Annotated in this window: 14 protein-coding genes; 7 read left to right on the top strand and 7 right to left on the bottom strand. The window is 75.0% G+C overall.

All coding sequences use genetic code 11. The annotated features are described in order from the left end of the window. The 5 genes from ACWGJO_RS11815 to ACWGJO_RS11795 all read right to left on the bottom strand — a co-directional run bounded on the left by ACWGJO_RS11815 (position 1) and on the right by ACWGJO_RS11795 (position 3,581). The gene (locus ACWGJO_RS11815; protein WP_452183294.1) at positions 1–981 is read right to left on the bottom strand and encodes an Acg family FMN-binding oxidoreductase; all 981 of its coding nucleotides are present in this window, start codon (positions 979–981) and stop codon (positions 1–3) included. Between the two features lie 22 nt (positions 982–1,003). After that, entirely contained in the window at positions 1,004–1,303 is a 300-nt protein-coding gene (locus ACWGJO_RS11810; RefSeq protein ID WP_452183293.1) for an SHOCT domain-containing protein, read from the bottom strand. Positions 1,304–1,418: 115 nt separating this feature from the next. Next, positions 1,419–2,093, bottom strand: a complete 675-nt coding sequence (locus tag ACWGJO_RS11805) for a response regulator (RefSeq protein ID WP_452183292.1) — start codon at positions 2,091–2,093, stop codon at positions 1,419–1,421. Between the two features lie 180 nt (positions 2,094–2,273). Beyond that, entirely contained in the window at positions 2,274–2,876 is a 603-nt protein-coding gene (locus tag ACWGJO_RS11800) for a CBS domain-containing protein (protein ID WP_452183291.1), read from the bottom strand. Between the two features lie 9 nt (positions 2,877–2,885). After that, on the bottom strand, positions 2,886–3,581 hold the full coding sequence (locus tag ACWGJO_RS11795) for a CBS domain-containing protein (RefSeq protein WP_452183290.1): 696 nt from the start codon (positions 3,579–3,581) through the stop codon (positions 2,886–2,888). Positions 3,582–3,741: 160 nt separating this feature from the next. Here ACWGJO_RS11795 and ACWGJO_RS11790 point away from each other — a divergent pair, with 160 nt between their 5' ends. Beyond that, positions 3,742–5,157 (top strand): MBL fold metallo-hydrolase RNA specificity domain-containing protein, encoded by a 1,416-nt coding sequence (locus ACWGJO_RS11790; protein ID WP_452183289.1) that lies wholly within the window; start codon positions 3,742–3,744, stop codon positions 5,155–5,157. Positions 5,158–5,211: 54 nt separating this feature from the next. Here the strand turns inward: ACWGJO_RS11790 and ACWGJO_RS11785 are convergent, their stop codons facing one another. Continuing rightward, the gene (locus tag ACWGJO_RS11785) at positions 5,212–7,935 is read right to left on the bottom strand and encodes a bifunctional acetate--CoA ligase family protein/GNAT family N-acetyltransferase (RefSeq protein ID WP_452183288.1); all 2,724 of its coding nucleotides are present in this window, start codon (positions 7,933–7,935) and stop codon (positions 5,212–5,214) included. Positions 7,936–8,110: 175 nt separating this feature from the next. Here ACWGJO_RS11785 and ACWGJO_RS11780 point away from each other — a divergent pair, with 175 nt between their 5' ends. From ACWGJO_RS11780 to ACWGJO_RS11755, 6 genes are all read left to right on the top strand, one after another. Continuing rightward, positions 8,111–10,474 (top strand): glycoside hydrolase family 65 protein, encoded by a 2,364-nt coding sequence (locus ACWGJO_RS11780; RefSeq protein ID WP_452183287.1) that lies wholly within the window; start codon positions 8,111–8,113, stop codon positions 10,472–10,474. A gap of 208 nt (positions 10,475–10,682) precedes the next feature. After that, positions 10,683–10,925, top strand: coding sequence for a DUF1918 domain-containing protein (locus ACWGJO_RS11775; RefSeq protein ID WP_401048190.1), 243 nt, complete (start codon positions 10,683–10,685; stop codon positions 10,923–10,925). Positions 10,926–10,937: 12 nt separating this feature from the next. Next, the gene (locus tag ACWGJO_RS11770) at positions 10,938–13,481 is read left to right on the top strand and encodes a cation-translocating P-type ATPase (protein WP_452183286.1); all 2,544 of its coding nucleotides are present in this window, start codon (positions 10,938–10,940) and stop codon (positions 13,479–13,481) included. 114 nt (positions 13,482–13,595) lie between these two features. Further along, positions 13,596–14,474 (top strand): universal stress protein, encoded by an 879-nt coding sequence (locus ACWGJO_RS11765; RefSeq protein WP_452183285.1) that lies wholly within the window; start codon positions 13,596–13,598, stop codon positions 14,472–14,474. A gap of 121 nt (positions 14,475–14,595) precedes the next feature. Next, entirely contained in the window at positions 14,596–15,129 is a 534-nt protein-coding gene (locus ACWGJO_RS11760) for a flavodoxin family protein (RefSeq protein ID WP_452183284.1), read from the top strand. 151 nt (positions 15,130–15,280) lie between these two features. After that, positions 15,281–15,892 (top strand): hypothetical protein, encoded by a 612-nt coding sequence (locus tag ACWGJO_RS11755; protein ID WP_452183283.1) that lies wholly within the window; start codon positions 15,281–15,283, stop codon positions 15,890–15,892. A 28-nt stretch (positions 15,893–15,920) separates the two neighbouring features. Here ACWGJO_RS11755 and ACWGJO_RS11750 read toward each other — a convergent pair whose 3' ends face one another. After that, positions 15,921–17,075 (bottom strand): NAD(P) transhydrogenase subunit alpha, encoded by a 1,155-nt coding sequence (locus ACWGJO_RS11750; protein ID WP_452183282.1) that lies wholly within the window; start codon positions 17,073–17,075, stop codon positions 15,921–15,923. Positions 17,076–17,190: the final 115 nt, after the last annotated feature.

Raw genomic sequence — 17,190 nt, 5'->3', positions numbered from 1 at the left:
TCAGTCCTGCTCCAGGACCTCGCCGGGGGCCAGGCGGGGTGTCGGGGCTCCCTCGGAACCGTAACCGAGGCGGATCAGCATCTGGACGTGGCCGGGGCGGTCGTGCGGGTCCCGGGCCTCCCAGCGAAGGTAGGGCCACTCCATGGCCTGGTGCAGCAGGGAGGCGCGGACGCCGTGGACGGTGGCGGCGAGCAAGACGTGTTCCAGGGCGAGGCCGGCCCGCAGCCAGTCCGCGGGGCCGTCGCGGTCGGTGGTGAGCACGGCGATCCGGGGTTCGTGCTCGAAGAGGGAGGGAGCCTGGTGCTCGGTCGCGTGAATGGCGGAGAAGTCACGCATCGGCAGTTGACCGGCCGCGTCCTGGGGGCCGAGCGCGCCGACCGGGATGCCGTAGGGCGGCACCTCGCCGGTGCGGATCCAGCTGCGGCTCTCGGTGCGCTGGGCCTCGTCGGTGGTGTTGCGGCGCTCGGCCTCGGCGGTGAGGTGGAGCAGCCGGGCGGTCTCCGTGTGGTCGGGCAGGTGGAGCGCGGTGTCCTCGGTTCGGGCGGCGTCGGTCAGTTCGTCGAGTACGGCCGGTGGGACCGGTACGGCGGTGAACGGCGTGCGGATGGAATGCCGGCGCCAGATCGCGTCGTAGAGCTTCTCGGTGCCGGGGGTCGGCGCGGCGGCCGGGGTGTCGAGCCGGACGGCCGCCAGCAGGTCGGGCTCGGCCGGATCGGGCAGCAGGCGGACATCGGGTGCCCAGCCGAGGTGGCGGGCGGCGACCCGGAGGTTGAGAACGGCCGCGCCGACGGAGATGTGCAGGGCCCGGCCCTGCGGGTCGGCGGCCGGGACGGCCCGGCTGCGGTCGGCCCGGACCTCCAGGGTCGAGGTGTCCGGCCGGAGCCGGAAGCGCCACGGCTGGCTGTTGTGGATCGAAGGTGCCGCCACCGCCGCGGAGACGAGCTTCTCCAGTGCGGGGGCGTCGAGGGCGAGGGTGGACATGACCGTCTCCAGGGATGCGCCGTCAGCCGGAATCGGGCGGGTCGTCGGCGGCGCCGCGCAGGGTGGCCAGTCGGGCCCGGTACTCGTCGGGGTCGATCTCGCCGCGGGCGAGGCGCTCCGCGAGCAGCTGCTCCGGGGTGGGCCGGGCCGGCGGCGCGGCCGGGGGCGCGGCCGACGGCGCCGGGCTGTACGGGGCCGGCCGGCCGAGGTGCCGGACCAGGGCGATCACACCGAGGACCACCAGTGCCCAGAAGAGCAGCATGCTCACGGTCATCAGACCGATGCCCCAACCGTTCATGCCCCCGTCGTTCCAGTACATCATCGCCGTCTCCTCGGCCGTGGCGGGAGGTCGATCACCTCTACCGTGCGGCCGAGGAGCGGCGTGCCGCTTGGGCCGTTCGGCTCCTTCTCCGGGCCCGCCCGGCCCCGCCGGGGCGTCAGTGCGGGCGCTGGTGCTGCTGCTCGGGTTCGGCGTGGGCGGCGATGACGGCGGCCTGGAGGCGCCGTTCGACACCCAGTTTGGCGAGCAGCCGCGAGACGTGGTTCTTCACGGTCTTCTCGGCGAGGTAGAGCTCCTGGCCGATCTGGCGGTTCGTCCTGCCCTCCCCCACCAGGGCGAGGATCTCCCGCTCGCGCGGGGTGAGACCGGCGAGCGCGGAGTCGGTCGCGTTCTCCTCGTGGTGGCGCAGGCTCTCCAGCAGCTTGCGGGTGGTCGCCGGGTCGAGCATGGACTGGCCGGAGGCCACCGTCCGCACCGCGCCGACCAGTTCGGTGCCCTTGACCTGCTTGAGGACGTAACCGGCCGCGCCGGCCATGATCGCGTCGAGCAGGGCGTCGTCGTCGTCGAAGGAGGTCAGCATCAGGCAGGCCAGCCCGGGCATCCGGTCTCGCAGGTCCCGGCAGACGGTCACCCCGTCGCCGTCCGGGAGCCGTACGTCGAGCACCGCGACGTCCGGGCGCAGCGCCGGTACGCGGGCGAGGGCCTGGGCACAGGTGCCGGCCTCGCCGACGACCTCCATGTCCGGCTCGGCCTCCAGGAGGTCACGGACGCCCCGGCGGACCACCTCGTGGTCGTCGAGCAGGAACACCCGTACGGGCTGGGGCGAGTCCATGGCCTGCTCCTGGGGTGCGCGGGGCACTGACACCACCGATTCTCCGCGCCCGGGCCCGCCCCCGCAGCACGTCAGCGGCTCGAGCCCGTCGGACGTCCGGGACGGCGGCCCGGCGGGCGGCGGCCGGGCTCTCCGGGGAGCTGTCGACAGCAGCGGACACGACCGTCTCCGCGCCTCCGCTCAGGCCGGCGCGCCGAGCCGGAGTTCCACGTCGACCACGCCGGGCACGGAGCGCACCAGCCTCTCCAGGAGGGGCCTGGAGAGGGTGCCCGGCAGTTCGCCCGTCAGGGTGATCCGGCCGTTCTCGGAGCGGATGTCGCTCTCGACGGCGGCGTCCGGGCCGAGGGTGGCGACCAGCTCGAAGCGGACCCGGTCGGCGAGCTCGCGGTCGTCGTCGACGTAGACCTTCAGCAGGTCGCCCCGGCTGACGATGCCGACCAGGTAGTCCTCCTCGTCGACCACCGGGAGCCGTTTGAGGTGGCCGCGGGCCATCGCCCGGGCCGCCTCGTTGAGCGGGCTGCCGGGGTGCACGGTGACCGCCGGGACGGACATCATCCGCCCGGCCGTCAGGGCGTCGGCGCGCACGCCGTCGCGGTCCCGGGCGGTGAGCAGGTCGGCCTCGGAGACCACCCCGATCACCCGGCCGTCGCCGGTCAGCACGGGGACGGCGCTGACCCGCCAGCGCTGGAGGGTGTCGGCGACCTCGCGGAAGTCCGCGTCGCGGCCGACGGCCACCACCGCATGGGTCATGACGTCGGCGACGGTGCTCGGTGTGCGGGTCATGGCGGCCTCCTACGATGCCGCGCGGTAGGCGCGGGGGTGTTCCAGGGACCGGTCGGTGTCGTCCTCGGTCCAGTCCAGGGTGGCGTGGACGGCGACCACACCGTCCACGGCGCGGCAGAGCTGTTCGGCGATCGGGACCAGGCTGCGAAACCTCAGCCGCCCGCTCAGGGTGACCACGCCGTCCTGCACCGCGACCTGGACGTCTCCGGGCGCGACCCAGAGGGCCTGTCCCAGCACGTCGTGGTTGATCTCGTCCCGGATCGCCGCGTCGTGGCGCAGGAAGACCTGCAGCAGGTCCCGGCGGCTGACGATGCCGACCAGGCGGCCGGCCTCGTCGACCACGGGCAGGCGCTTGACCTTGTGCTTGTCCATGGCACGGGCGGCCTCGGGGATCGACCATCCGGGGCGTGCGGTGACGGCGGGACTGGTCATCAGGCCGCCGGCCGTCTCCGCCTCGGCACGGGCACGGTCCTTCTCGGCCAGCCAGCGGCCCGGGTAACGGCCCTCCGGGTCCGGCAGGACGGCCTCCTTTCGGATCAGGTCGGCCTCGGACACCATGCCGATCGGGCGGCCCTGGTCGTCGACGACCGGGATCGCGGTGATGTCGTTGCGGTGGAACAGCGCCGCAACCTCCTTGACCGGCACATCGGGCCGGGCGGTGACGACCTCGTGGGTCATCACGTCGTTGACGCTGCGGTGCTGCATCGTCCTCACTCCTCCTCCGGTGGTCCCGTCTTCACTGTCCGCGCGTCCGGAGCCGCCGGACAGGGCCGGTCGGTCCATGCCGCCGGGCCGCTCCGGCCCAGGACAGCACGGCTGGTCGGCAGGACGATGGGGGGAACCTCAGCACCCCTTGGAGGCAGTCATGACGACGGACACCGGCACACCCCGGCCCGGCCTGCTGACCTTCCTGGGCGGCGTGGGCACCGTCACCGGCAGCAAGTTCCTGGTGGAGACCGACCACGCCCGCCTGATGATCGACTGCGGCCTCTTCCAGGGCCTGGCCGAACTGCGCCGCCGCGACCGCCGCCCACTGCCGCTCGACGCCGCCGACGTACGGGCCGTCGTGCTCACCCATGCCCACCTCGACCACTGCGGCTACCTGCCCCGTCTGGTCCGCGACGGCTTCCGCGGCCCCGTGCTCACCACCCCGGACACGGCCCGGATCGCCGAGCTGATCCTCCGTGACAGCGCCCACCTCCTGCGCGAGGAGGCCGACCACGCCAACGAGCACGGCTGGTCCAAGCACCGCCCCGCCGAACCGCTCTACGACGACGAGGACGTCGAGAACGCCCTGCGGATGTTCGACCCCGTCCCGCTGGACACCGATGTCGAGATCACCACCGGAAATGTCCTCCGGTTGCACCGGGCCGGACACATCCTCGGCTCCGCCTGGGCCCACCTCACCCTGGAGGACGGCCACACCGTCGCCGCCAGCGGCGACCTCGGCCGCCCCGTCCATCCGCTGCTGCGCCCGCCCGAACCGTTCACCGGCGCGGACGTGCTGCTCGTGGAGTCCACGTACGGCCACCGGCACCACGAGGAGACCGCCGCGCGCGAGTGGTTCGCCGCCGCGCTGGAGCGGACCCTGGCGCGCGGCGGCACCGTGGTCGTCCCGTCCTTCGCCGTCGACCGCACCGAGGTCGTCCTGCACCAGCTCACCGAACTGCGCCGGTCCGGCCGGCTGTCGGCCAACGTGCCCGTCTACGTGGACAGTCCGATGGCACTGGCCACCCTGCAGATCTACCGGGAGGCCTTCGCCGCCGGCTCCGACCAGCTGCGGCCCGACGTCCTCTCCCGGGGCTCGACCGCCCTCGACCCGGAGCCGTTCACCCTGATCCACTCGCTCCAGGACTCCCTCGCCCTGGACCACGCCCACGGCCCCGCCGTCATCGTCTCCGCCTCCGGAATGGCCACCGGCGGCCGCGTCGTCCACCACCTGCTCCGGCTGCTGCCCGACGCCCGCAACACCGTCGTCGTGGTCGGCTATGCCGCCGCCGGCACCCGCGCCCGCGACCTGGTGGACGGCGCCCGCGCGCTGAAGATGTACGGCACCTACGTCCCGGTCCGTGCCGAGGTGGTCGACGTCCCCGCGTTCTCGGCGCACGCCGATGCCGCCGAGATCATCGAATGGCTGCGCCCCGCCCCGCAGCCACCGAACGCGGTCTACCTCGTCCACGGCGAACCCGAGGGCTCCCGGGCCCTGCGCGACCGGATCGACCGCGAACTCGGATGGACGGCCGTGGTCCCCCGCTCGGGCGAGCGGGTGCTGATCCGCTGATTCAGGCCTTCGGCGCCGGCCCGGTGTCGTCGAGGATGCTGTGCTTCACGGGGCTCACTTCCCTTCGGCGGCCGCCGGGCGGCGCAGCCGCCGCAGGTAGGGATCGAAGGACGGCCGGCGTTCCAGCCGGACCCGGGCGTCCACGCAGAGCGCGCCGTCGGGGCGGAGGATGACGGGGTTGAGGTCCGCCTCGACGAGCTCGGGGAAGTCGTCGGCGAGGTGGGAGAGCCGGGCGAGGACCGACCTGACCGCCGCGAGGTCCACGGCGGGTGCCCCGGCGCTTCCCGTCAGCAGGGGCGCGCTGCGCAGTTCGGTGACCATGGTGGTCAGGTCGCGCTCGCTCAGCGGGGCGAGCCGGGCCGCCCGGTCGGCCAGCACGTCGGCGGCGGTGCCGCCCGCCCCGAGCACCACGAGGGGCCCGAAGACCCGGTCCTGGACGACACCCGCGAGCAGTTCGACGCCCGGCGCGGCCATCGGCTGGACCACCGCTCCGGCCAGCTCCGGGCCGAATCTCTCCGTGAAGTCCCGGTAGGCGGAGCGTACTTCGGCCTCGGTGCCGAGGCCGGTGCGGACGGCGCCGAGCGCGCTCTTGTGCACCTGCCCGGGCCAGTAGGCCTTCAGGGCCACCTTGCCCTCGTGTCCGAGCGTGCGCAGCCCGTTCGCGGCGGCGACCGCCGTGTGCTCGTCGCGGGCCCACACCGCGGTGGTCAGCGGCAGTCCGTAGGCCTCCAGCAGGTCGGCGGTGGACAGCGGGTCGAGCCAGCCGCCGTCGGGATGGGCGGTGAGGTAGCCGTCGATCAGGCTGCGGGCGGTGCTCCGGTCGCAGTCCGGTGCTTCGGCGGGCGCGGGGGGCGCTTCGGCGAGCCGGCGGGCACGGTCCCGGGCATGGGCGAGGGCCCGGGCGGCGGCGACGGAGTCCGAGTAGGCGGGCATCATGCCGCCGTCGGCGCAGGTGCGGTAGCGGACGGGCACCTGCTGGTCGAGCAGTACGGCGGCGATCGGGAGGCGACGCCGGGCCGGGCCCTCCAGCAGTGCGCGCACCGGATCCTGGGCCGGGGTGGTGCCGAGCGCCGTCGGCACCAGGCACACCAGGATCGCGTCGACGGTCGGCTCGTGTTCCAACGCCCGGAGGAAGAGGGCGAGTTCGGTCGGTCCGATCGCCGCCGTGGTGTCCACGGGGTTGCGGACGGAGGCGCCGGGCGGCAGCAGTCTCCCGAGCTCCGCCGGGAGTTCCGGCAGTTCGAGTCCGGCTTCGGCGCAGGCGTCCGCGGCGAGGACGCCGATGCCTCCGGCGTTGGAGACCACGGCGACCGCACCGCGCGGGGCGGGCAGCGGCTGGGCGCGCAGCAGTGCGGCGGCCTCGACGAGTTCGTCGATGCTGCGGGTGGCCGTGATGCCGGCCTGCCGGAACAGCGCCTCCCGGGTGACGGTCGGGGTGGCCGCAGCCGCGGTGTGCGAGGCCGCGCCGCGGCGGCCGGCCGTCGAGCGGCCGGCGTCGACGGTCAGTACCGGGATGCTCCCGGTCACCCGGCGGGCGGTACGGGCGAAGGCCCGCGGGTTGCCGAAGGACTCCAGGTGGAGCAGCGCGAGGTCGGTCCGGCCGTCCGCCTCCCACCACTGGAGCAGGTCGTTGCCGCTGACGTCGTACTTGTCGCCGAGCGAGACGAAGCTCGACACCCCGATGCCCAGCCAGGCCAGCCGCGACAGCAGCGCGATTCCCACGCCGCCGCTCTGCACGGCCACTCCGGCGGTGCCGGGCCTGGGGAAGGCGCCGCCGAACTCGGCGTCCAGCCGGACGGCCGGATCGGTCTGCGCCATGCCGAGGCTGTTCGGTCCGACCAGCCGCATGCTGTGCCGGCGGCAGGCGCGCATCAGCCCGCGGGCCTCCTGGGGGCCGAGCCCGGAGGTGAGCACCACCAGCGCCCGCACCCCGGCGGCACCGCACTCCTCGGCCACCCCGGGGACGGCGCCGGCGGGCACGGCCAGCACGGCGAGGTCCGGCACGGCGGGCAGTGCGGAGACGGACGGGTGGGCGGGTGTACCGGCGATCTCGTCGGCGTGCGGGTTGACCACCCACAGCGGACCGGCGAAACCTCCCTGCCGGATCTTCGTCAGGACCGTCCGGCCGACCGAGCTCTCCCGCCGGGACGCGCCGACCACCGCGACCGAGGCCGGGCGCAGCAGCGCGGCGAGGCTGGCCACGTCGGCGCTGCGCCCGCGTTCGTCCACCGCCGAGCGGTAGCGCTCGTCCCTCTCGTCCAGTGGCACCCTGATCCTGACCTCGCCCTGCGCGTACCGGCGCTCGACGGGCAGACCGAGGTCTGCGAAGACCTGGTGGACGGCGTGGTTCCCGTGCAGGGTGTCGGCCTCGAAGAAGCGGATGCCGGCGGCCCGTGCCGCGTGCACCAGGTGCTCCAGCAGCAGGGTGGCGACTCCCCGGTGGTGCCAGCGGTCGGCCACCGCGAGGGCCAGTTCGGCGGTCTCCGGCGGGCCGTCCAGCAGTTCGCAGTCCGCCTCGCCGACCAGTTCCTCCCCGGCCCGGGCACCGAGCGCCAGCAGACCCGCGCGCGGCGGCCCGCACAGCCGGTCGGCGGCCTGCCGGGGCGCGTTGCGGCTGACGCCGAAGAACCGCATCCGGCGGCTCTCCTCGGACATCCCGGCGGCGTGCAGTTCGAGCACCGCGCGGTGGTCGTCCGGCCCGAGCGGCCGGAGTTCCACGGTGGTGCCGTCGGCCAGCAGGGCCTCGGCGGTGGCGAGCGGCGGACGGACGGTCGACATGGCACACCTCCGGTCTCCGTCTCCCAGCCTCGGCGCCCGGCCCTGCTCCGGGGAAGGGCCGACCGGCCCCGGCCGGACCGCCGAGCGGCGCGGTGCCGTCGTCCGCAGACTGGAGACAGACCGGTCGCACGGAGGTCACGTCGTGGCAGCAGACCCGCCCGCGGGGAATCCCGACATGCCGGACCCGTGGACCCTCCGCTACCAGGGCTTCGACCCGGCCGAGGAGGGCCTGCGGGAGGCGCTGTGCGCGGTCGGCAACGGCTACCTGGTCAGCCGGGGCGCCGCGCCGGAGTCGGTCGCCGACGGGGTGCACTACCCGGGGACGTACCTGGCCGGCTGCTACGACCGTGCGGAGTCCACGGTCGGCGGGCACGTGGTGTCCAATGAGGACCTGATCAACTGCCCGAACTGGCTGCCGCTGACCTTCCGCCCGGCCGACGGAAGGTGGTTCACCGGCCCGCCCACCGAGCAGACCCTCGAACTTGACCTGCGCCGGGGACTGCTGACCCGCACCGCCCTGGTGGTCGATGAGCGGGACCGGCGCACCAGGCTCGTGCAACGCCGCCTGGCCAGCCAGGCCCAGCCGCACCTGCTCGTCCTGGAGACCACCTTCACCCCGCAGAACTGGTCCGGTCCGTGGGAGGTCCGCTCCGGGTTGGACGGCCGCGTCGCCAACACCGGAGTCGCGCGCTACCGGGGCCTGGCCGAGCGCCACCTCGTCCCGGCCGGGCAGGGGGTGGACGAGGGCGGTCTGCTCCGGCTCGAAGCCGATGCGATCGACTCGCAGCTGCGGATCGCCCTCTGCGCCCGCATCCGCGCCGACCGGGAGCACACCGCGACGACCGAGTGCCGCGAGGGCCGGGTGGCCCACCTCCTCGCCCTGGAGGGCTCGGCGGGCCGGCCCGTCACCGTGACGAAGACCGTCGCCGTGCACACCTCCCGCGACCGGGCGATCGAGACCCCGCTGCTCGCCTCCCGCCTGCTCGCCGCCGAGGCCGGCGACTTCGACCAGCTGCTCGTCGAACAGACCGTGCGCTGGGCGGAGTTGTGGCGCCGCTGCCGGATCGAGGCCGACTTCGACGGCGCCGGCCCGCTGCACCTGAACCTGTTCCACCTGCTCCAGACCTGCTCCGAGCACTCCGTCGACCTGGACGTCGGCATCCCGGCCCGGGGGCTGCACGGGGAGGCGTACCGGGGGCACGTCTTCTGGGACGAGCTGTTCGTGCTGCGGCTGCTCAACCTCCGCTTCCCGGAGCTCGCCCGGGCCGTGCTCCGCTACCGCCACCGCCGCCTCGACGCCGCCCGCCGGCAGGCCCGGGAACTCGGGCTGCGCGGCGCGGTCTACCCGTGGCAGAGCGCCAGGGACGGCCGGGAAGAGTCCCAGCAGCTGCACCTCAACCCGCTGTCCGGACGCTGGCTGCCCGACCACAGCCACCTCCAGCGGCACGTCGGCTCGGCCGTCGCCTACAACATCTGGCAGTACTACCAGTCCACCGGGGACCGGGACTTCCTCGCCACCGCCGGTGCCGAGATGCTGCTGGAGATCGCCCGGTTCTGGTCCTCCGCCGCCGTCCACGACCCGGCCCGCGGCCACTGGTCCGTCCGCGGGGTGCTCGGCCCCGACGAGTACCACGACGGCTACCCCTGGAAGACCCGGCCGGGCCTGGACGACAACGCGTACACCAACGTGCTGGCCTCCTGGGTGCTGGCCCGTGCCCAGGACGCCCTGGACGTCCTGCCCGAGTACCGCCGCGACGAGCTGCGCGAGCGCCTGGAGCTCGACGCAGGAGAGCTGGAGCGCTGGCAGGAGGTCGGACGCCACCTGCACGTCCCGTTCCACGACGGCGTCCTGAGCCAGTTCGACGGCTACGAGCGCCTCGCCGAACTCGACTGGCCGCAGTACCGGCGCCGCTACCCGGACCTGCGCCGGCTCGACCGGATCCTGGAGGCCGAGGGCGACACCGTCAACCGCTACAAGGCCTCCAAGCAGGCCGACGCGCTGATGCTCTGGTACCTGTTCTCCGCCCGCGAGGTCCGCGACCTGCTCCGGCGCCTCGGCCACCCGGCGCACCACGAGCTGCTCCGCCGGACCACCGACTACTACCTGCGGCGCACCGTCCACGGCTCGACGCTCAGCTCCGTGGTGCACGCCTGGGTACTCACCCGCTGCGACCGCCGCGCGTCCTGGCACCATTTCCGCGACGCCCTGGTGGCCGACCTGCGGGACAGCCAGCACGGCACCACGGCCGAGGGCGTCCACCTGGGCGCCATGGCGGGCGCGGTGGACCTGCTGCAACGCTGCTACACCGGCCTGGAGGTCCGCGAGGACGCCCTCTGGCTGGACCCTCGCCTGCCCTCCGCCCTCGGCCGCCTGGAACTGGACCTGCGCTACCGCGGCCACTGGGGCCTCACCCTCGCCGTCGACCGCCGCACCGTCACGGTGAGCCTGCGCCAGGACCGCCAGGAGCCGGTCCGCATCCGGCTGCGCGGCACCGAGACGACGGTCCGGCCCGGCGAGACCCGGCGCTTCCGGCTGTGAGCGGCCCGGGCCTCACCGGCGGCACGGACCACCTCGTCCGGGATCCCGGCGTCCAGCAGCTCCCGACGGATGCGTGCGGGTACCGGGGCGAACGGCCGCGCGACCAGGGCCGGCCGGCCCCTGCCGGAGCCCGCGATCGGTGGTGCCATGGAAGTACGGACGGCCGGGCCGTGTCCCCGGCCCCCCGCACCGAGCCAGGGAGGCCGGCATGAAAGCCGCCGTGGGAGACCGCATCATCGTCCAGGGCACCCGGCCGGGCGCGGCCCGCCGGGACGGCGAGATCGTCGGGCTGCACCACCCGGACGGCAGCCCGCCGTACGACGTCCGCTGGTCCGACGAGGACCGGGTCACCGAGTACTTTCCCGGGCCGGACGCCCGGATCCACCACTTCGACCACGAGCCGTCGCCCACTCGAACCGTCCCGCCGCAACCGCACCTCTTCGCCGACTGACGGGCCTGCGCCGTGACCGTCTCCGCCGACCCGCGGGCCCGCGGACTGACCGGCGCCGAGGCCGCACGACTGCTCGCCGAACACGGCCGCAACGAGGTCGCCGCCGACCGCCGGGTGCCGCTGTGGGCCCGGGTGGCCGCCCAGCTGCGCGACCCCCTGATCACCGTGCTGCTCGCGGCCGTCGCGCTGACGGTGGCGATCGGCGACCATCCGGACGCGGTGGTGATCGCCCTGGTGGTCGTGGTGAACACCACCGTGGGCGTGGTCCAGGAGGTCCGGGCGGAGAGCGCCGTGGCGGCGCTGTCCCGGCTCTCCGCCCCCGCCGCCCGGGTGTGGCGCGACGGGGAGCCGCGCAAGGTGCCCTCGGCCGAGGTCGTCCCGGGCGACGTGGTGGCGCTCGCCGAGGGCGACATCGTGTCCGCCGACGCCCTGCTCCTGGAGGCCGCAGCCCTGCTGCTCGACGAGTCGATGCTGACCGGCGAGTCCCTGCCAGTGGCCAAGGAGGCCGGGAGCGGGCCGGCGGGCAACGGGACGCTGCGGGCGGGCACGGTGGTCCTGCGCGGCCGGGCCCTGGCCCTGGTCACCGCCACCGGCGCGGACAGCGCCCTCGGCCGGATCGCCACACTGCTGCGGCCCCGGCCCGACCCCACCCCGCTCCAACGGCGGCTGGCCGGGCTCGGTCGGGTGCTGGCGGCGGTGGCCGTCGGCCTGTGCGCGGTGGTCTTCGTCCTCGGCCTGCTCCGGCACCAGCCGCCCGGCGAGATGGGCGTGACGGCGATCAGCCTGGCGGTCGCCGCCGTACCGGAGTCGCTGCCCGCCGTCGTCACGCTCGCCCTCGCCCTGGGCGCCCGCCGGATGGCCGCACGCCATGCCGTCGTACGACGGCTGCCGGCCGTGGAGACGCTCGGCTCGGTCACCGTGCTGGCCACCGACAAGACCGGCACCCTCACCGAGGGCCGGATGGTCGTCGAGCGCCTCTGGACCCCGCACTCGACGGCAACCGTCACCGGTCCCGGCTACGGCCCTGCGGGCGGGATCGTGCTCGACGGGCCCGGGGATGACGAGACGGCGGCCCTGCTCACCGCGGCCGTGCTGTGCAACGACGCCGCGCTGCGGGCGCCGGCGGACGACGGCGAGTGGCGCGCGCTCGGCGATCCCACCGAGGCCGCCCTGCTGACGGCCGCCGGCAAGGCGGGCCTGGACCACGAACGGCTGCGGGCGGCGCTCCCCCGGGTCGCCGAGACGCCGTTCGACAGCACCCGCAAGCGGATGAGCACCGTCCACCGCCGCCCCGAGGGCACCCTTCTGGTCTGTCTCAAGGGTGCCCCGGAGGCCGTCCTCGACCCTGCGGTCCTGGCCGAACCGCCGGATCTGCTGGAGCGGGCCCGGCAGGCGGCCGCCGACGCCGCCGCCGAGGGCTTCCGGGTGCTCGCCGTGGCCGAGCGGCGCCTCCACCGGGTGCCCGAACGGCCGGAGGACGCCGAACGCGGACTGCGCCTGCTCGGGCTGACCGCGATGGCCGACCCGCCCAAGCCCTCCGCGGCCGCCACCCTGGCCGCCTGCCGCCGGGCCGGCATCCTCCCCGTCCTGATCACCGGCGACCACCCGGCCACCGCCCGCGCCCTGGCCGTCCGGATCGGGCTGCTGGACGCCTCCGCCGCGCCCGGGGCGGTGGCGACCGGGCGGGACCTCGCCACCGGTGCGGTCACCGACCCGACCGGCCCCCGGGTGTTCGCCCGCACCGACCCGCGACAGAAGCTCGACATCGTCCAGGCCTGGCGCGCCCGGGGCGCCGTCACCGCGATGACCGGCGACGGCGTCAACGACGGCCCGGCCCTGCGGCAGGCGGACATCGGCGTGGCCATGGGCCGGCGCGGCACCGAGGTCGCCCGCCAGGCCGCCGACCTGGTTCTCGCCGACGACGAACTCGCCACCGTGGTCGGCGCGGTGGAGGAGGGCCGCCGGGTCTACGACAACATCCGCCGCTTCCTGGTCTTCGGCCTGGCCGGCGGCGGCGCCGAGATCCTGGTGATGCTGGCCGGCCCGCTGTTCGGCCTGGCACTGCCGCTGCGCGCGGGCCAGATCCTCTGGATCAACCTGCTCACCCACGGCCTCACGGGCGTGGCCATGGGCGCGGAACCCGCCTCGCCCGGCGCGATGACCCGGCCCCCGCGCCCACCGGACCAGCACATCCTCGGTTCCGGCGTGTGGCAGCGGGTCCTGCTGCTCGCCGCGGTGGTCGCGGCCGCCGCCCTCGGCGCGGCGCTCTGGGCCCGCGAGGAGGGCCGGCCCTGGCAGACCGTCCTGTTCCTCGCCCTGCTGGCCGGCCAGCTCGGCACCGTCCTGGGCCTGCGCGAACGACTGCTGACCCGCGCGAACCCGTTCCTCCCGCTGGCCGTCCTCGCCTCCACCGCGCTCGCGGCCGCCGCCCTCTACCTCTTACTCCTGCGCGGCCTGCTCGACACCGTGCCGCTCGGCCGGTCCGACCTGGCCGCGCCCGTCCTCGCCGGAGCCGTCGGCTTCACGACCGCCCGGCTGCTCAAGCACGGGATCTGACGACCGGGCCGGTCGGCCCTCGCGGCGCAAGGCGGAGCTGCCTAGCGTGGGAACAGGGTCCACATCATCGACCTCACCGAAGTCACCGGGACCACCGGACCGAGGAGGACCATCATGAACTCCGCAAGCCCCGACGGCCCCGGCCGTCCCGTCGTCCTCGGCGTCGACGCCCTCGACACCGGCTCGATGCCCGCCGCCTGGGCGGCCGACGAGGCCGCCCGCAGGGGCCTGCCACTGCGGGCGGTGCACGCCGTGCCGTCGTTGTACCGCGAGTTCCGGCCCTTCGACGAGGGCCGCTACCACAAGGCCCTGCGCGAGCGGGCCGACCGGGCGCTGGACCGGGCCGCCACGCTGGCCCGGGAGCGCCACCCCGGACTGGACGTGACCACCGTGGTGGCCGAGGACGTCCCGGCGCCCGCACTGTGCCGGGAGTCCCGCAACGCCGCGCTCGTCGTCCTCGGCTCCCGCCGGCTGAGCCGGGTCGAGGAGGCGCTGAGCACCTACTCGGTGGCCGTCCCGGTCAGCGCCCAGGCGCACTGTCCGGTGGTCGTGGTCCGCGACCCCGAGCACACCACCCAGGACCCGCCGTACGTCGTGCTCGGCGTGGACGGCAGCCCGTCCTCGCAGCCCGCCGTCGACTTCGCCTTCGCGTACGCGGACGAGCGCCGGGCCGCGCTGCGCGTCCTGTGGGTCTGGCAGCGCCCGCCGGTGGGCAACCTGGACGAACCCGCCACCGAGCGGATGCTGCGCCGGATGATCTTCGAGTCCACCGCGGGTCACCACGAACACCACCCCGACGTGACCGTGACCCACGAAATCGTGCACGGCCACCCGGTCGAGGAGCTCGCCCTGGCCTCCGAACACGCCCTCGCGGTGGTCGTCGGCCGCCGCGGCAACGGCGGCTTCACCGGCATGCGCCTCGGCTCCGTACCCCACGGCCTGCTCCGCCGCGCGAACTGCCCCGTCGTGACGGTGCCATCCGCTCCTTCCTGAACCGGGAACCGACGCCCGCTCACGTGCGGACATGCCCGCCCGGCGGTCCGATCCGGGCCGACCGGCCCACGTCCTGACCGCCCGCGCGGCGCGAGCCTGGACGTGACGAAAGGTGGAGACCATGCACACCGTGATCGTGTACGAGAGCATGTACGGCAACACCCGGGAGGTCGCCGAGGCGATCGCCGAAGGTGTCCGCCGGACCGACCCGGGGGCGGCCGTCGACTGCCTCCCGGTGTCCGAGGCGAACGCGGACACCACCCGGTCCGCGGACCTGCTGGTGGTCGGCGGACCGACCCACATGCACGGCATGTCCTCCGGGATCAGCCGCCGGATGGCCGCCTCGGCCGAGGGGCACAAGGAGGGTCACGAGGAGGCCGCCGCCGAAGCGCGGGACACCGCCGAGGGCCCGGGCCTACGGGCCTGGTTCCACGACCTTCCGACCACCGAGTCCGGCACCTACGCCGCCGCGTTCGACACCCGGGTCGACATGCCCAGGTCCGGCGGCGCGGCCAACGGCATCGCCCACCGGCTCTCCCACCACCACTACGACGTGGTCGCCGAACCCGAGGGCTTCATCGTGGAGGGCAACGACGGACCACTGCGCGCCGGCGAACTCGACCGCGCCCGCGCATGGGGCGCCGGCCTGGTCTGAGCACGGGTGGCCGGGACGAGGGCCCGGCGCAGGGCCGGGCCCTGGAGCACCGATCCGATTGCCAGGTCGCCCCGCCCTCGCCCCGGGCACCGAGGCACGTCCGCTGCGGCGGGGCGAGACTGGCCGGGGACCGGGAACAGGAGTGAACGGGATGTCTGACGGTGGAGACGGCGGGTACCCCGCCCTCATCGGCGAGTCGGCCGCCTTGGTGCGACTGGCGCACACCGCTCTGCGCGGCGCGACGGCCGTACTGACCGATCCGGCCGACAGCGGGGCTGGGGTCCCGGTTGCGGAGAAGGCCCTCGCGGAACTGCTGACGCGGATCGAGGAGGACGCCGCCGCGGCTCCCGGCGGACGGGCCGGGGTCGTCCTGGGCGTCCACGTAGGGTGCCAGGTCGAGGCCCTGGCGGACCTGGCGCAACGGCTGCTGGAGGCCGCCTGGGCGCGCCAGGAGAGGCAGCCGTTCATCGAACGGCTACGGGCTCCGCTGCACGGGATCGCCGACGCGGCGCTGGACTCACTCGAACGGTCCGCCCACGCCCTGGAATCCGGCGCCCCCGAGGACGTCGCGGACGTCCTCGCGGAGCTGCACGAGGTCGGCCAACGGCAATGGCTCCTGTACGAGCTGCTGCTCCGTACCGAGCGGACGGATCCGGTGGACGCCACCGACCTTGTGCTGCTCTCCTGCTGCTACCAGCAGTGCGCCGACCGTGCGGGAGCGATCGCCCGCCACGCGGCGCTGTTCCCCCGCCCTGGGCCCTGAAACCGCGCGCGGGCCGGGGTCCGGGATCTCACGGCAGGCCCGCGACGGCGGTCGCCTCCATGAGCAGCCTGCTGGTCGGCTCGTGCCGCACCGCGCCCCGGTCGGTCACCAGCATCGGGGCGAGCACCGGGTCCTCCGTGCCGGGGCCGCCCCGCAGCAGGCGTTCCAGCAGCGCCAGCACGTTGTGGGAGTACGCACGCGAGGCGGTACCGGGCACCTGCGCGGCGAGTTCGCCGGCACCGATCACCGTGATGCCGTCACCGACCAGCGTCGTGGTGTCCGGCAGGACGCCCTCGACGTTGCCGCCCTCCGGGCCCGCCGCCAGGTCCACCAGCACCGAGCCGGGCCGGAGCCGGGCCACCGTCGCCGTGCGGAGCAGGACCGGGGGCGTCCCGTCCGGCCCGGTCAGGGCCGTCACCACGAGGTCGTACCGCACCGAGGCCTCGGCCAGCCCCGCCACCCATGCCGCACGGTCCCGGTCGAGGGACTGCCACAGCTCCCGGTCGTCCACCGCCTGGTGCACACCGGACAGGCACAGCAGGTCGGCTCCCAGCGCGGCGGCAGCCGCACGCTCGCGATGCCGCGGTTCGACCGCGCCGACCGGAGCGCCCAGCCGGCAGGCGGTGTCGATCGCCTGCAGACCGGCATGCCCGGCGCCCACCACGAGTACCCGAAGCGGGTCGAAGAGCCCGTCCGTGGTGCCCCAGGGCGGCAGGCAGCGGTCCAGGCGCTCGGCGGCGAGCAGCACCGCCCGGTACCCCGCCACCCTGGCCTGCGAGGCCCCGGCGTCCAGCGGGTACCCGGCCGGCAGGTCGGGCGCCAGGTCGAGGCCGATCGCGGTCACGCCCCGGTCCGCCCACTGCCGGACCAGGAACGGGATCCGCTGCGGCCGCAGCAAAGCGGCCAGTACCTGCCCCGGGCGCAGTTCGCGCACCGGGTCGGTGCTCGGGGGACGGATGCCGAGCAGCACGTCCGCACGGCGCAACACCTCGTCGCGTCCGGCCAGGACGGCACCCGCAGCCTGGTAGTCGTCGTCGTGGTGACCAGCGAGGAGGCCTGCGCCCGGCTCCGCCAGGACCGTCACGCCGAGGCGGCGGACGGCCGGCACCAGATCGGGCACGAGGGCCACCCGGCGCTCGCCCGGTACGGTCTCCCGCAGCACTCCCACCGCCGTGATCGCCATCGCTACGTCCCGCTCTCTCCGGGATCGGCCTTTCACGCCCAGTATGTTCCGTTTGCCCGCCCGGTTCGCCCGGTCGGATACTCGTGCGCAGGGCCACTCACGCACGGGGCGCCAC

The organism is Kitasatospora sp. NPDC054795, assembly GCF_053611565.1.
This window is presented reverse-complemented; position numbering and strand designations above follow the sequence as displayed.

Coding starts and splice junctions, on each gene's coding strand:
- ACWGJO_RS11815 (WP_452183294.1), bottom strand. CDS start 981: ATGTCCACCCTCGCCCTCGACGCCCCCGCACTGGAGAAGCTCGTCTCC.
- ACWGJO_RS11810 (WP_452183293.1), bottom strand. CDS start 1,303: ATGATGTACTGGAACGACGGGGGCATGAACGGTTGGGGCATCGGTCTG.
- ACWGJO_RS11805 (WP_452183292.1), bottom strand. CDS start 2,093: ATGGACTCGCCCCAGCCCGTACGGGTGTTCCTGCTCGACGACCACGAG.
- ACWGJO_RS11800 (WP_452183291.1), bottom strand. CDS start 2,876: ATGACCCGCACACCGAGCACCGTCGCCGACGTCATGACCCATGCGGTG.
- ACWGJO_RS11795 (WP_452183290.1), bottom strand. CDS start 3,581: ATGCAGCACCGCAGCGTCAACGACGTGATGACCCACGAGGTCGTCACC.
- ACWGJO_RS11790 (WP_452183289.1), top strand. CDS start 3,742: ATGACGACGGACACCGGCACACCCCGGCCCGGCCTGCTGACCTTCCTG.
- ACWGJO_RS11785 (WP_452183288.1), bottom strand. CDS start 7,935: ATGTCGACCGTCCGTCCGCCGCTCGCCACCGCCGAGGCCCTGCTGGCC.
- ACWGJO_RS11780 (WP_452183287.1), top strand. CDS start 8,111: ATGCCGGACCCGTGGACCCTCCGCTACCAGGGCTTCGACCCGGCCGAG.
- ACWGJO_RS11775 (WP_401048190.1), top strand. CDS start 10,683: ATGAAAGCCGCCGTGGGAGACCGCATCATCGTCCAGGGCACCCGGCCG.
- ACWGJO_RS11765 (WP_452183285.1), top strand. CDS start 13,596: ATGAACTCCGCAAGCCCCGACGGCCCCGGCCGTCCCGTCGTCCTCGGC.
- ACWGJO_RS11760 (WP_452183284.1), top strand. CDS start 14,596: ATGCACACCGTGATCGTGTACGAGAGCATGTACGGCAACACCCGGGAG.
- ACWGJO_RS11755 (WP_452183283.1), top strand. CDS start 15,281: ATGTCTGACGGTGGAGACGGCGGGTACCCCGCCCTCATCGGCGAGTCG.
- ACWGJO_RS11750 (WP_452183282.1), bottom strand. CDS start 17,075: ATGGCGATCACGGCGGTGGGAGTGCTGCGGGAGACCGTACCGGGCGAG.